General features: G+C 42.6%; 14 protein-coding genes. 9 read left to right on the top strand and 5 right to left on the bottom strand.

Annotated features, from left to right (window positions below):
- Positions 1 to 80: 80 nt before the first annotated feature.
- Together L2747_RS09730 and L2747_RS09735 are read right to left on the bottom strand one after the other, a co-directional pair.
- Positions 81 to 1,358 carry a lipopolysaccharide biosynthesis protein gene (locus L2747_RS09730; protein ID WP_248998843.1) on the bottom strand — a complete coding sequence of 426 codons (1,278 nt, stop codon included), beginning with the start codon at positions 1,356 to 1,358 and terminating at the stop codon, positions 81 to 83.
- 176 nt (positions 1,359 to 1,534) lie between these two features.
- Entirely contained in the window at positions 1,535 to 1,948 is a 414-nt protein-coding gene (locus tag L2747_RS09735; protein ID WP_248998844.1) for a hypothetical protein, read from the bottom strand.
- Positions 1,949 to 2,094: 146 nt separating this feature from the next.
- Between L2747_RS09735 and L2747_RS09740 the strand changes: the two genes are divergently transcribed.
- The 5 genes from L2747_RS09740 (at position 2,095) to L2747_RS21495 (ending at position 6,888) form a co-directional block, all read left to right on the top strand.
- The gene (locus L2747_RS09740) at positions 2,095 to 3,423 is read left to right on the top strand and encodes a BamA/TamA family outer membrane protein (RefSeq protein WP_248998845.1); all 1,329 of its coding nucleotides are present in this window, start codon (positions 2,095 to 2,097) and stop codon (positions 3,421 to 3,423) included.
- A 137-nt stretch (positions 3,424 to 3,560) separates the two neighbouring features.
- Positions 3,561 to 4,460, top strand: coding sequence for a pirin family protein (locus tag L2747_RS09745; protein WP_248998980.1), 900 nt, complete (start codon positions 3,561 to 3,563; stop codon positions 4,458 to 4,460).
- Positions 4,461 to 4,627: 167 nt separating this feature from the next.
- The gene (locus tag L2747_RS09750) at positions 4,628 to 5,215 is read left to right on the top strand and encodes a hypothetical protein (protein WP_248998846.1); all 588 of its coding nucleotides are present in this window, start codon (positions 4,628 to 4,630) and stop codon (positions 5,213 to 5,215) included.
- A gap of 30 nt (positions 5,216 to 5,245) precedes the next feature.
- Positions 5,246 to 6,145 (top strand): 3'-5' exonuclease, encoded by a 900-nt coding sequence (locus L2747_RS09755; protein ID WP_248998847.1) that lies wholly within the window; start codon positions 5,246 to 5,248, stop codon positions 6,143 to 6,145.
- Positions 6,142 to 6,888 carry a DUF3465 domain-containing protein gene (locus tag L2747_RS21495; protein ID WP_346347781.1) on the top strand — a complete coding sequence of 249 codons (747 nt, stop codon included), beginning with the start codon at positions 6,142 to 6,144 and terminating at the stop codon, positions 6,886 to 6,888. Before L2747_RS09755 ends, L2747_RS21495 begins: the two co-directional genes overlap by 4 nt.
- A 58-nt stretch (positions 6,889 to 6,946) precedes the next feature.
- Here the strand turns inward: L2747_RS21495 and L2747_RS09770 are convergent, their stop codons facing one another.
- Both L2747_RS09770 and L2747_RS09775 read right to left on the bottom strand, forming a co-directional pair.
- Positions 6,947 to 7,156, bottom strand: coding sequence for a ribosome alternative rescue factor ArfA (locus L2747_RS09770; protein WP_248998848.1), 210 nt, complete (start codon positions 7,154 to 7,156; stop codon positions 6,947 to 6,949).
- 432 nt (positions 7,157 to 7,588) lie between these two features.
- On the bottom strand, positions 7,589 to 8,683 hold the full coding sequence (locus tag L2747_RS09775; RefSeq protein WP_248998849.1) for a permease: 1,095 nt from the start codon (positions 8,681 to 8,683) through the stop codon (positions 7,589 to 7,591).
- Positions 8,684 to 8,946: 263 nt separating this feature from the next.
- On the opposite strand from L2747_RS09775, the gene L2747_RS09780 reads away from it, so the two are divergent.
- Positions 8,947 to 9,876 (top strand): hypothetical protein, encoded by a 930-nt coding sequence (locus L2747_RS09780; RefSeq protein ID WP_248998850.1) that lies wholly within the window; start codon positions 8,947 to 8,949, stop codon positions 9,874 to 9,876.
- Positions 9,877 to 10,239: 363 nt separating this feature from the next.
- Positions 10,240 to 11,622 (top strand): Na+/H+ antiporter NhaC family protein, encoded by a 1,383-nt coding sequence (locus L2747_RS09785; RefSeq protein ID WP_248998851.1) that lies wholly within the window; start codon positions 10,240 to 10,242, stop codon positions 11,620 to 11,622.
- 73 nt (positions 11,623 to 11,695) lie between these two features.
- Here the strand turns inward: L2747_RS09785 and L2747_RS09790 are convergent, their stop codons facing one another.
- Complete coding sequence (locus L2747_RS09790) at positions 11,696 to 12,571, bottom strand: LysR family transcriptional regulator (protein ID WP_248998852.1); 876 nt, start codon at positions 12,569 to 12,571, stop codon at positions 11,696 to 11,698.
- 100 nt (positions 12,572 to 12,671) lie between these two features.
- Here L2747_RS09790 and L2747_RS09795 point away from each other — a divergent pair, with 100 nt between their 5' ends.
- Both L2747_RS09795 and L2747_RS09800 read left to right on the top strand, forming a co-directional pair.
- Complete coding sequence (locus L2747_RS09795; protein WP_248998853.1) at positions 12,672 to 13,739, top strand: HlyD family secretion protein; 1,068 nt, start codon at positions 12,672 to 12,674, stop codon at positions 13,737 to 13,739.
- Between the two features lie 46 nt (positions 13,740 to 13,785).
- On the top strand, positions 13,786 to 14,838 hold the full coding sequence (locus L2747_RS09800) for a DUF2955 domain-containing protein (RefSeq protein ID WP_248998854.1): 1,053 nt from the start codon (positions 13,786 to 13,788) through the stop codon (positions 14,836 to 14,838).
- Positions 14,839 to 14,865 lie beyond the last annotated feature (27 nt).

Raw genomic sequence — 14,865 nt, forward strand, 5'->3', positions numbered from 1 at the left:
AAGCGCCTTAGTTCAATACTTATATCTTGATAGTTTAAAGCCGTAACTCTCCTCTAGGTTACGGCTATTTTTACTTAGTTTTAATGTGCTGCGTTAGCTTCATCGAAACTGTGTTGTTTTAACAGCTTACGTTCGATAATACTTGAAGCTATAAACATTACTAAGTAACCAAACCCTAGCGCTAAAATGACTGCAACCACATTATCTGTAAATAGTCTGAGTAGATAAAACATACTTAACAGTGTCGCGACACCAAGCAGGCGGATCATTAAGCTTTGTAAAAATAATCCATGGGCCTTGATATACGCCACTTGAAATGCATTGAGCATCATAAAGCCGAAAAACAGCGAGAAGTGTAGTAACACTGGCGCCGCTTTAGCGTAAGTTTGCGGGAAAATAAATCCGACAATTTCATCACTAAATAGAACTAATACCAATAATAAACTGGCGCTGATAGCCAAACTTAATTTAAAGAACCAGCGGCGAATTAAGGCGATTTCTTGGTGCTGTTCATGGCGTAAGCATTGGGCTATTTCAGGCAATATATAACGATATACTGGGAACACAAAAAGCATAGTGAAATAAGCGAGTACTGGACGTACAACCACCTGAAAATCACCTAACTCATCGATAGTGAAATAGCCGATGGTAAGCAGTACCGCTGCATAAATCATTAAAATACTCGCGCCGACTTCCAATGATGACATCATGCTCTTTTTGACAAAGCTCTTCATTTTTTCATCGAGCTGTACCGGTGCTAGCGGTGTAGTGGCGATAAGCTTTCTACGTTGGATAAACATATAAGTTGCCACTGCAAAGTTAGATAGCATCAAGCTGAAGAATAGCGATGCAACCGCAGTTTGGCCGAAAAGGTAAAAGCAAACTAAAAACAATAATACTTGTACTAAGGGTTCTATCCAGATCGCTTTATTGGCGATATCGTAGAGCCGGTACATGCCTATCTGGTTAGTAAAATAGACTTTAAAGCCCATGCCAAGAATCACACCGACTAATTGAATGTATTCAACATCAATATTAAGCTGATGTTTTATGTAGGGTAGAACTAATCCCCACGTAAAAAGCACCATGGTGATTAATGAATAGCGAAAGATATTAGTAATGTCGGCATCATTTTTCGTTTGGGAAAAACTCACCACCATAGATGCACGAAAGCCACTTAATAAAATCAGTGACATAGAAATAATATCGACCACTGTGTGGTAAAGAGCAAGATCGCTTTTATCAACCCATTGCGCCAACCAAATTTTAAATGCTAATCCCAAAGACATGCTGGCGAAGGTTGCCCAAATCGCGCTAACAAAAGCATTTTTAACCCGCTGAAAAGAAGACTCTGTCATGATATGGCGTTACTCAATGTATAGAAGGCAGTACGTTTAATGGACCCAAATATTAACCATTAATAGACGATGCGCTATAGCAAATGTGTAAAGCTGTGAAGTGACAATTGTAAAGTATCGATAGCCAAAGAAGGTACTATCGATACTTATTCTAGGTTTACAACCTAGTTGAATGGCTAATCAAATACACGTGGGCAGGCCGAGTAGTCGTTAAAGGCATCATCCCAGCGCCTAACGTCATTTGCGCGACGCCAGCGGCCATGCCAAAACTCCATCATGCAGCTGCCGTCCCCAATCTCGACTAAGAAAGTATCCTGTTCTTGTACTTGGTCATAGGGCGGATAGGTCTGGCTCTTGCCCCAAGTTATTCCACCGCGACTGTTTGCCCATATTTGCCAAAAGTCATCTAGAGTTAACCATTGTTGGGTTGATCCTTGCCAAGCCATCGCTTGGCCTGCTTGCATTTTGACTTGGCCATTATGCTCGCCGCTTGCCTGAGCAGATGCATTTTGTAGTGGAGTTAACAAGAGTAAGGCAAAGCCAAGTGAGGCGAAAAGTCCTATTTGGAAACGTTCTAATGCTCGAGTCATATTTTTTAGTCCTGTTATTTTATTATCGGTTTAATGATGCGAGTAACTATGTGACTCTAAGCATAGACCCTATAACTGTAAGTTTATGTTCACCGTGAGGCGAAATTATTTCAGTACCAAGCCTGTAGCATCGTCAAGGAGTGTAAATGCTAAAAATGAAAGCTATTAAAGTCCAAATGAGCTTGGCCTGTTTCTATTTAATATCGGCCTATTCTGCCATGGCGGCCCCGGCTGCTAATGTTAAAACTACAATTGATAGAGCGGAAACACCTAACAATGTAAAAGAGAAATTGATTTTGCCTTACCTGTTTAGCACTGACTCTATGGGGCTAAACTTAGGGGTTGGCGGTATGCTAAGTGGCTATTTTCAAGATCAAATGACCATTGGAGGCACTGTGTTTGGTGGCGAGGTAAGCCAAGGTGCAGGACTTGGTGTTTGGAACTTTAAATTACCAAAGACGGAGCGCTTCTTTTTAAGTGCGGTCGGATTTTTAGGCTATTACCCTGATCAGAGAGCCTATGCGGGTGGTTCAGCTGAGTTTATTCCTGCGGGCGTAGCGCTGCCCGGAAGTAATAGTTCGAGTAATCAGCAATTTTTAGAGGCTCATGGTTCTTCTAACTGGCTTGATATCAAACTTGAGTACGCGCTGCCTATGGGGGCAACAAAAGACAAAGGTCGAGTCGAGTATAAATTGGCTGGTGGCTTATTAGTGTCAGAACCAAGTGGTGGTAAACAATGGGATCCGTTAACAACGGGCTCGACTGTCATGGTGCTGCGTCAGTTTAATCGCTATCAAAGTTTTGAATTTGAGCCGCAGACTTTAGAAGGCAGCATTCATGCGATAGAGCTTGGGATCTTATACGACAATACCGACTTTTCGGTGAACCCAAGTTATGGCAGCAGCCAATATCTTTCGGTATCAAGGGATATATCTTGGTTAGATTCAGATAATCAATGGACTTTTATTAATCTTGATATGAGTAAATATTTTTCATTCGGCCCTTCTGACTGGGCAAGTCAGCGTATATTAGCGTTAAATTTTTGGACCGGATATTCACCATCTTGGGAGTTAGAGTTTGATGATCAAGGAGGGCGCCGAGTCATTAACAACGCACCGTATAATGAAGGTGCGACCTTAGGTGGCTTTTATCGGATGCGTGGTTTTGATCAAAACCGTTTTCACGACAAGGCATCAATATACACCGCGGCAGAATATCGTTACACCCTAAAGAATAACCCTGTTGAAGATATTCATTGGCTACGATTTCTGCGCCTCGATTGGTTTCAATTAGTCGGGTTTGCTGAAGCTGGGCGAGTTGCGCCAGAGTATACTGCCAGTGAGCTGTTGTCGGATTTAAAGTTTGATTATGGCGTGTCATTAAGAGCATTGACCGCGGGGATTGTTATTCGATTTGATATTGCTCACTCACAAGAGTCAACCAATGCTTGGGTTATGGTTGACCATCCTTTCTAGTCGCCTTATCTAATAGTGGTTGGCTTCTTATGATCGATAGTCTTATTTTTTAGATTAGTAATCGTACAATTATGCGTTATTTATTCTAATTAATAGTCGTTATTCTAGGTGTATTGATAACGAATTAGGCACACATGATGAAACTACTATCAACACATCAGGCACATAAAGCTATGGATGGTGACGGAGTCAATATTCGGCGCGTTGCGGATTTTACCAAGCTAGGGTTTGATCCATTCTTAATGATTGATGAGATTAAATCAGATGATGAGTCAGACTTTATTGGTGGCTTCCCTGCACATCCGCACCGTGGAATTGAAACTTTTACCTATATTCTAAAAGGCGGCTTTGAACATAGAGATCAACTAGGAAATGTTAAAGCGATACGGGGCGGTGATGTGCAGTGGATGAGTACCGGGAGCGGGGTCGTCCACTCTGAAATGCCGTTAGCCGATAGTCAAGACGGACTGCATGGCTTTCAAATTTGGTTAAATATGCCAGCAAAAGACAAAATGCGTCCGGCGCGCTATCAAGATAGCGGTGATATTGTACTGCCTCAAACAAATCTAGATGGCATACATTTTAAGGCGCTAGCAGGCAGTTGGAATTTTGCCGGTAAGTACTTAAATTCACCATTATCTGAGCTAGCGGGGAAGGCTAAAATTGCCGACTTAACGTTTGCTGCCAATGCTAAGGCAGATATCAGTCTTAGTGTTAATCAACTGAATACTGATGATGGATGTGAGCTGCAAAAACGATTTGTGGGGATCTATATTTATAGTGGTTCTCTGCGGGAGGGCTTACAAGTTGCCAGTTTCTCTGAGTCGTATCAAGCAGGACAAATATTGGTACTCGATAGTCAGGAAATCATGCCGCTACAAGCTGGAGGCGAGGGGGCTGGAGTGCTATTACTGGTTGGCGAACCGATAAATGAGGCAGTTGTGCATATGGGACCGTTTGTAATGAATAGCCAAGCTGAGATCCGTCAGGCTATAGAGGATTACCAAATGGGACGCTTTGGTAATATTGAACAGTGATAGCTCAATACTAATCTAACGAAAAATGCGAGCGAGTAAGCTCGCATTTTTATTGGCTAAGCCTTACTATCCGACAGATAAAATACGTAAGAATTTACGAGTATTTGTACTTGTTTATAACAGTCAGCATTAGGCTAGGCAGTTGATATAATCTCTGAGGAGAGTTAATGGCGTTATGCTTAAATATGTTTTCATTGCCGAATGAACACATTTGTTTTTTGAAAGCTCATCCGCAAACCCTTGATGCATATTTACAAGGGGAACTGCCTGAATGGGAGCCTGCAAAGCAAACTTTGCTAAATAAGGTGCTTCAGTTGCTTGGTAGCAAAGGGGGGCAAACTTTGCCTAGCGATTGGCCATGCACAGCTGTGGTTATGATAGGCCCCACAGCAGATCATCGTAACGTCGACCTTTATCATTATATTTTAAATGACACGGAAGAACGGGTTAAAGGCGCCGGCAGTTTGTTCCAAACTTGGCTTGATATTCATAATCATGACGCGATAAAGATGGATAGCGAGAGCGAGTCTTTTGCGTTTCAAAGCCAGCAATTACCCGCTTTACAAGTATTGTTGTCAGTGCTGAATGAGCAAACGGTACGCAAGAGGTTTGATGCTTGGCTGGATATTCATAACCCTGATTACTTACCTCTAGAGCCAGAGTACCAACAGCTTTGCCAAGGATTTGAGCGATTTAAGCTGAATCTAGCCAAAGCGATAGATAAAGATCTAGGCTTGATGTGGGTAACACAGTAAAAGGCATGAGATTGAAAAAAGGGTTACAGCATGAGTTTATTTAATTTTGGCCTAAGCGCCGATAAGTCGGCGGTTATTTATCGTGAACTAGGTAAAGATGCCGAGGCATTTTTTAAAGCGATGCAGGCTGCTGAAACCGCATTTTTTAGCGAAATAACAACGGCTGAAAATAAGCAAAAACTTGATTGGCTGCAATTGCGAACGGCTTTAATTACACGTATTGATGACCGCCATTTGTCAAAGCTAGCAGACTTTAATGTTGAGCAGATCCAACATGTATCGCCTAAGTTTAATGGCCAACCACGGCAGATAACAGTGGTAACGCTTGATTCGCTGCCAAGCGCTATCGCTGATATTAATGGGCAAGCTTGGATCGGCTTTGATACTGAAACTGCAGCCACTTTTGAAAAGGGACGTCGTAATACTAACCCTATTTCATTGATCCAAATTGCTACGGTGACGCATTGTTACTTGTTTCGTATGCAGGCAGAAAATATAGCGGCGTTTAGCGCAGCGCTGGCGCCGGTTTTAAGTAATGAACAGACTTTGAAAGTCGGTATCGGGCTTAGAAGTGATATTAATGCAATTAAGCGAGATTTTAACATTGCGATGTCGGCAATTTTGGATCTCAACTGGCTGATGAATCAACTCGGCGCACCTAAGCAGTTGGGAACGCAACAAATGACGGCAACAGTTTTGCGGTTAAAAGTGCCTAAAAGCAAAAAGGTCACCTTATCAAATTGGGCGAAACCATTATCGGAGCCGCTAAGTGAGTTACAGCTACAATATGCTGCAGCTGATGCTTTTGTTGCTCTGGATATTTTACACGGAACTCTCGCTCAGATTGTTGATTATAGTGAATTATGGCCTAAGTCTCTGTTGCAGCGTTTACTTGAGCTAAACATGGTTGAAAAGGAAGTCACTAAATGAATTACAAAGGCCAATTAGTAAGATGGAACGATACAAAAGGCTTTGGTTTTATTGCACTGCAAAGCAATATGGATGGCCCGCGTAAAGAGGTGTTCATTCATATATCGGCACTTGCAGGTGCTGCTCGTCGCCCATTAGTTGGCGACAATATAAGCTTTCAAATAGAGAGTTTAGAGCAGGGTAAGCAAAAAGCAGTACAAGCAAAAATTGAAGGCTTAGATATACTCGATACGCAGCCCACTAAGCAACAAGCGGATGGGGTACAGCACAACAAGATCATTAAAGGCGTATTAATGCGCATCGTGATTATGCTGGTGGCGTTAACGGTTGCAAGTTTTGTCTATAATCGTGCGGTTGCTGCAAGTGCTAATTTAAGCATCGTTGCTACATCAGGTCCTATCGGCAGCATGGGGAGTGAGGAGCTCAAGCTAGCATTTACGCAGCAGAAGAGCGATATTCAAGTACAAGCCTCAGGTGTTGTCAGCAAAGTGCTTCCTGATGATAACAAAGGCAGCCGTCATCAACGATTCATTTTACGGTTACCCCATGGGCAGACGGTGCTCATTGCTCATAATATCGATTTAGCGCCGCGGATCCCTAATTTACAAGATGGCGATGCTGTGGAGTTTTACGGTGAATATGAATGGAATAAGCGTGGTGGAGTGGTGCACTGGACCCACCATGACCCTAGAGGTAAGCATATTGGTGGTTGGTTAAAGCATAATGGACTTACCTATCAATAAGGCTAATTGATAACACTGGGTTTACTGGGGTAATAACGAGGCGTTGAAAGCAGATGTATTAGTTAAATGCCAGATAGTCAAAAGGGGCAAAGCCCTTCAGCTTTTGCCCCTTTTGTTGTTTGCGGTTGTAAGACCCTTTGCCTTTTTTGGGCTTTTCAGTTCGGGTTCTAAATAGTGAACTGGTAACAATAGCCTTTAAAGCGTTATCTTTTATTACGCCGCGACCACTTTCATGCTCAATCGCCGTATTAGTTTGATGTTTAGCCATCAATATCTCCTTGTGTAAATTGCTTCAATTAAAATAAAAAAGCACCACCTTATACCAATCAGTATAAGAATTTGCTCAACTCAGAACGATTTTTGGCAAACTAATTCAAGGCGAATAGCTGCAATAATGGTTATTCCCTTATAAAGGTATTCAACGCAGAAGTAGGCAGCCAAAAACGTTCCAGACTGGCGAGTTTTAGCGATTCTAATGCTGTGTTAACGAACTTGAACGTAGAACAACTATGCTCTTCGCCTTGCCTCAAAACCGCTAAACTCTCGCTGAGTGACTAAATGTTTATACTGATTGGTATTAATAATCGTTGCTTATCACGTTATTAAGGTAGTGTGATTATACGCCGTTTTTATCGGGCAACTAGCAATTTGTTGCATCATTTTTCAGCGTTTTCTTGCTGTAGTTGATGCTTTGATGAGATTAAAATATTAGCGTATATAGGTAACCAGCAGCGATTGCCATACCTAAAATAACTGCTAAAAATGCCGCTATCATTTGATTCTTAAAGATAGATTTTAGCAAAATAACTTCAGTTAAACTTGCACCCGCACTACCAATAATCAATGCCATTACAGAGCCTAACGCCATACCTTTAGCCACTAATGCTGAACTTAAAGGGATCACAGCCTCTGCACGAATGTAGAGTGGGATACCAATCACAGCAGCAATTGGAATGGCATACCAAGTGCCTTCACCAGCGTACTTCGCAATCAAATCTGTAGGAATAAATCCGTAGATGAATGAGCCAAGTAAAATACCAATCATTAAGTAAGGCAGTACTTGTTTAAAGTCTTTCCAGGTTGAGCGCCATACTCGCATCCAGCGGCTATCCTCTTTCACTACAGGGCTTGAATCACAGCAACTTGTAGTGGCTTCAACTTTTGGTGCGTTGCAGCTTGTCGCTGCGGTAGGTGCGGCACAACAACTTGTGGCAGCAGCTACAGGTGCAGCTTCTAGCTTGGTGTCTTGTTTAGGTGCAGCACAACAACTGGTTTCAGCTTTAGTTTCTACTTTTGGTGTATCACCGCAGCTTGTGTTGCAGCTTGACGGTTCTGCAGCTTCATAAGCTTCAGGTTTTACATAACGCTCAAAACCAAGTTTTTCAAGCACGTAACCCGCAGTTACAGATACAGCCATAGCGACAACAAAGTAAAATAGCGCGACTTTAAAGCCAAAGGTCACGATAAATAGACCGATAATAATTGGGTTTAATAGTGGGCTTGAGAACAAGAACACCATCATAGGACCAAAACCTGCTTTTGCTCTTAATAGACCTTTTAAGAAGGGAATGGTCGAGCAAGAACAAAATGGCGTAATGGAGCCCAGTAATGCTGCAATGATATAGCCTTTGCCCTTTTTTGAACTCAGTATCGACTGAATCTTTTCTGGCGGAATATACTCTTGCAGTATGCCTACAATATAGCTAATCGCTAGAAATAGAAGGGTTAATTCAGCCGCCAGAAATAAAAACATTCCGGCAGTATCTTTGGCCATAGCCATGATTTCAGGAGTCATAATAGTTACCTCTAAATTTTCTTTTTGTTATTACCGGAATTACCGAAATAATGAAGTTGGGTAGAGAATAGTCCGATTAAAAAAACTGTCAACTATTATTTCGAATAATATGGAAATAATTTGAAGATGTTGTTTTGTTGAGTTGGCAAGTGTGGTTCGGCTGTTTAGGGGCTTGATAAGTAAATGAGCAAGTCGATGCTCAATCTTGTTGTTATCTTTGATCTTCTCTATGATTAAAAAAACATGAAATTGAGAGAGTTACCATGCTTGACGCAATATGCTTGTTCGATGAATCGAACCCTATTACGTATTCAGTTTTTAAATTCCAAAAACTCGATGAGCTCGATATTGAAAAATATCGTCAAGCATTGGTGTGCCCAGTTTGTGCAGGAAAAGCCTATTATCGTAAAGCCTCAAAGGACGGTAAAGCAGCCTGTTTTGGCTCTCGCTACCATCAATCTGATTGTCGTGAGTTTAAGCCTTCAGCCGCAAAAGTGCGTGAAGAGCAGCATGCAATCGAGGTCAATCAGCTATTAGTTGATAGTGACGCGATGATTATTGATTTTAGCCGTAGGCCAAGTATTGAGAATACTCAAACGGATAAGTCTAAAAAAACTGTCGTTGCTAAGGTCACTGATAATAAGCCTGCTGCAAATAAGCACGTTGAGGCTAAGGCTTTAAAGCCTGAGCAACAAGAGGCTTTAAAACCAGCACCGGCGTTGCAGGTTGAAGAGCAAACTCAAGCTAGTCCAGAAAAGCGTATTGCTAAAGAAGGGCTTGAAAAAATACTTAATAGTTTAATGCGCGGCAGTGATCTCGCCAGTTCAGAACTTTGGGTATATACCGATGAAAAATATCGTTGGCGCGCTAAAAATCTATTCGTCAATTTTGCCGACGCAACACCCACAGATAATGGTTCTCCGCGGATGTACTGGGGCACCATTTCTCATACCGATAAAGAAGGGCTCTGGCTCAATCCGGCAGATAGCCAAGATGTAGGTATCCCGATAGAAGGCATAAAAGCTGATTTACAACAACGTTTCGGCCTTGATGATAGGCGTGATTTTGAAGGCGCTGGGATAATTCTGCTAGGAAAGTGCTTTTGGAATAAAGCCAAAAACCGCAAAATTATTCAGTTGTGGGGTAAAGACTTGAATCGTATTTTTATTTCTAAGTCGGAAGATAGCGAGTAGCGGTTAATCATAAATCAACCAAGCTGATTAATTCCTGCTGAGATTTTGATGCTTTTTAGTCAAAACCTTCTACAATTTGATGTTGAGTTTAATGATATTTAAGTTAATGTTTTCATGTGTTTGGGCTTTTATTTCATCCAAGGGCTATAAAAATTCACTCATTGGGGATATTTATTATTGACTCAGGGGCAAATGGGGATTATTTTCTGCGCGATGTTTTTACTAGGGCGCTAAATATTGCCCGTAAAATTCAAGGTATCGGCAGGTATCTCAACAGTAGAGCAGCAATTAAACTTCGCAAATAATTGTGTAAGTTTGGTGATTAATTGCCATTTTGGCACTTTATTATAAGGACATTAGCGCATGTCAGAACCGACAGCCTTAAGTCTTATACCACCAGTGGTGGTATTGGTGTTAGCGATTGTGCTACGCCGCCCAATTCTCTCTTTGATTATCGGAGCATTAGTTGGCTTGGTCATGTATGACCCGAAGAATTTGCTAACTAATTTCGCAGATACCTCTTTGTCAGTGATGGCTGATGAAACAATCGGTTGGTTGATTCTAGTTTGTGGTGGCTTTGGTGCCTTGATTGCTCTGCTTGTGCGTACAGGCGGTTCAATGGCGTTTGGTCGTTATGCGCTAAAATTTGCCAATGGGCAAAAGTCATCGTTGTTTATGACCTTTATTCTAGGCGCGATTATCTTTATTGATGACTACCTCAATGCGTTAACGGTTGGTTCAACCATGAAGCGAGTAACTGATAAGTTTAAGGTCTCACGTGAGATGTTAGCTTATGTGGTGGACTCAACGGCGGCGCCAGTTTGTGTGCTAGTACCTCTATCGACATGGGCGGTATTTTTTGGAGGCTTGTTAGTTGATAACGGCATTGCAGCTGAAGGGCAAGGCATTGCTGTTTATATGCAGGCTATTCCATATATGCTTTACGCATGGCTTGCTGTTGCCATGGTATTACTGGTGATTCTAGGTATAGTGCCTGCTTTTGGCCCTATGAAAAAAGCGCAATTGGCCGCGGCTCAAGGTGAACCTGCAATTAAGCAAGTGGATTTAGATGAAGTACAAACTTCAGATGAGTACGCGCTAAAAGCCATTGAAGATGAGTTTAAACATGCCGATGACGGCGGCAAATTACACAACTTCTTCGTGCCTATTTTGTTGTTAGTTGGCTTTACTGTTTATTTTGATATCGACGTACTAAAAGGGTTGATTGCCACATTAGCGGTAACTTTGCCTTACTACGGTTTACAAAAACTGATGCCATTGTCAGAGATGATGGAGCAGATGATTGATGGCTTTAAGAACATGCTACCTGCAATCGGCACTGTGATTGCCGCGTTCATCTTTAAAGATGTATGCGATAAATTAATGCTGCCGCAGTACGTGATTGAGAGCTTAAGTCCCTTTATGACGCCGCAATTATTACCTGCAGTGGTGTTCTTGAGTATGTCGATTTTGGCATTCGCAACGGGTTCAAGCTGGGGTATTTTTGCAGTATCAATTCCGATTGTTATGCCATTGGCGCAATCTGTTGACGCCAATATTCCATTGGTGATTGGCGCGTTATTGTCTGCATCATCATTCGGTAGTCAGGCATGTTTCTACTCCGACTCTACGGTACTGGCCGCTCAAGGCTCTGGCTGTAACTTAGTTAGCCATGCGGTGACTCAATTACCATACGCATTGCTTGCGGCAGGTATGACATTTGTCGGCTTCTTGCTAATGGCATAAGGCTGTAAAGACTTAATAATTTATTGCTTTAAAGGGCCGTACTGATCTCAGTGCGGCCCTTTTATTATTACTATCAGCGAATATTATTCTCGCTGAAAGCCTCTCTGAGTAACTTAATTAGTACGCGGCTTTTTTCAGGCAAAAATTGCTTAGAAGGGTAGATGAGTGTCAGCTTTATCTCTGGCAGTTTTTCATTAATCAGTATCGCTTCAAGCTCGCCTGATTGCAGCGCATCTTTGACTAAGATGGTCGGTAATAAGGCCACGCCTTTAGCTGTTGTTGCCATATGCTGAATTAAGCGTAGATCATCGGAGCACAACCTAAGTGTTAAGTTGTCGGGCAAAGATGATTGGTTATAACGACTAACCATAAGTGAGTGATTGGCGAGATCGCTAAGCTCTGTGATACTTGGATGACTTTGCAGGTATTGCTGTGAGGCAACTAAACTGCTGGGAAAACGCAGCAGTGTTTGTTGCACATAGTCCTCGTTCTGCACTTTTACCCCATCGGGTAAGATCTGAATATCGACATTTTGTCTCTTAAGATCAATGCTCTCTTGGCAATGCAGAACCTCTAGCTGTACGTCTGTAAATTGCTCAAGGTATTTTTCTAATAAGAGAGCGAACATATTTGAGGTAATAAGTGCGGCAGGTACCGCCACTCTTAACACGCCTTGTACCGACTTTTGTTGATTACTGAGTAACTTGGCAGCTTGGGCGACACCCGTTAAAGGCTGGTTGATTTGCTGATATAGCAAACGGCCATTTTCAGTGAGCTCTATCTTACGAGTGGTGCGAATTAGTAGCTGGCAACCTAATGACTTTTCTAGCTCTTGTAAGCGTCTGCTGACTTTTGAACGTTGTAGGGATTGCTGTTTAGCTGCTGCGCTGATCCCGCCATGCTGCACAGTCAGTACAAATAGCTGTAAGTCATCCATACTAATATTCATTGTCCTACCTGTAGGTTGTAAGCGGCCTATTTATCATTCTATTTAATCTAATTAGTAATATCTATACTACGCAGCCCTCAGATTGACCTTGGATTGATTCATGCAAACCGCAGAACATGCTTTTCGTCGTTGGATGCAAAGCCTCATTATTCTTTTTGTTATTTTGGTCGGCTATATCGTAATTGCAGATCGTTATGCGCCGTTAACCACTGAAAGCAGAGTGCAGGGCTATGTGATTCAATTAGCTTCTGAGGTCACAGGTACGGTTTTTGCTGTACAGGTTGAGAATAATCAACAGGTCAGTAAGGGCGATAAGCTCTTTAGCATCGATAAACAAAAATACCAGCTAGCTGTCGAGAAAGCACAGCTCACACTGGAACAAGCTTTTGAGCAAGAGCAGGCCATGTACGCAAAAGTCGCTGTAGCAAAAGCCAATGTGGCAATCAGTAAAGCGGCGTTTGATAATGCCAATAGCGAGTACTTACGTATTAGTCAGTTAGCTAAGCGGCAGTTGGTGTCTGTTTCTATGTTAGATAACGCCTTAGCCAATAATAATGCCTCACGTTCAAGCCTCGATGCGGCTAAGCAAGAATTGCTAGCGCTTAAGGTGCAACTTGGTCGTGGGCCGGGACAGAGTAACGGGGTTCGTGCGGCGCAAAATGCACTCCAGCAGGCAAAGCTGGATCTTGCTCATACACAAGTGTTTGCGCCAAGTGATGGGGTGGTGACTAACCTGCAGCTTGAAGTCGGCAGTACTGCCAACGCAAACATGCCTCTACTGACTTTCATTCCTACCGATTCGTTGTGGGTAGCGGCTGACTTTCGAGAAAAAGCTGTGGCTAAGATCAACCAACAGTCAAAAGGGTTAGTGGCATTTGATGCTTTTCCGGGGGAGGTGTTTGCTTTTAATGTGCAAAGTCGAGACTTTGGCGTAGCGGCGGCGCAGCAAAGCCCAAATGGACAATTGACTCAGGTAGAGGTCAATAATCGTTGGGTCCGAGATGCTCAGCGAGTCAGAATTAATCTTGCTAGCGAGCAAGGGCTACCTAAGCCGCTATTTGTCGGCTCCCGCGCGACAGTGGTGCTATACCCAAGTGAGAACGGGCTGTGGGGCTTGCTTGCTAAAGCCCAAATTAACATTGTTAGCCTGCTGCATTATATCTATTAAATCCATTGCTTAATCTAATGATTTTTAGTTGAAGAAGGAGATTGTTGTGCAGCAAGAAACCTTATTAAAGACTCAACGGATCTGGTTTGGTACTGTGCTTGGACTCGCTGTCACTTTAGTGTTTGGTTGGTCAAATGGCATGTTTGCCGCATTGCTACCTATGTTTGTGTTAACTCAAATTGATAGGTGGAATAGCGGCTTAATAGTGCAGTTAGTGATTGCTGTTATTTGGGTTTGTATCCAAGTGACCTTCATCATAGGATTCTTTCAGCCGTCCCCCTTGTTAATGACGCTAGTGGTAGCAATTATGCTGCTGTGTAAGTGCATTGCTATGACCCATAAAAGCAGCTATCTGTTTGGTTATATTGGGTTACTTATGGGCTCAATCCTGCTCAACTATGGCAGTTATCAGGGCTTTGATTTAGAAGATTTTGTGATGGGGCTGGTGGCATCGGCGTTGTTAACAGGGCCCGTTGTCGCACTGGTATTTTTCCTGTTTCCAGAGCCTTGCAACACTCAGCCTTTGTCGCATTTAGCAAACCAAAATCAAGCGAAAACCCATAATGACAATCAACGTAAAGATCATTTAGGCATGGTCAGGCAAGCGGCGCTTGGTTGGATAGTTGCCATGGCGGCATTTATTTTGTTTCAGGTAGCCGATCTAAATGACTCGCTATCAGCGCAAGCGTCAATATTGATAGTGTTAGCGCCAATGACGTTTATCGGCTCTATGGCGGTGGCTAAAATTAGAATACTAGGCACCTTTCTAGGCTGTTTAGCTGGGATGATATTACAGCTAACCTTGTACAGTTTGGCTAATAATATGATTTTGTTTTTGTTGGGCTTTGCTATTGTTGCGGCTATTTTTTGTCGTTGGCTGGCGATGGGTGGCATAAAAGCGGGAATTGGCTTTTCGGCAATGTCTGCACTCACTGTGCCGTTAACCAGTAGTTTTGTGCCTGAGCAACAAGATGCCTTTTTCTCAATCTGTTATCGCTTTAGCTCTATTGTTGTGGCTGTGGTGGTGACTTCACTATTGATATGGCTGGTGCACCACTTTTTAGTACGGATGATCAGGCATAAGCCATTAGCCGCTTGATCGGTTACACGATAAGCGGCAGTGGTT

Origin of the sequence: Shewanella marinintestina, assembly GCF_023283845.1 — a bacterium.
Lineage (GTDB): Bacteria > Pseudomonadota > Gammaproteobacteria > Enterobacterales > Shewanellaceae > Shewanella > Shewanella marinintestina.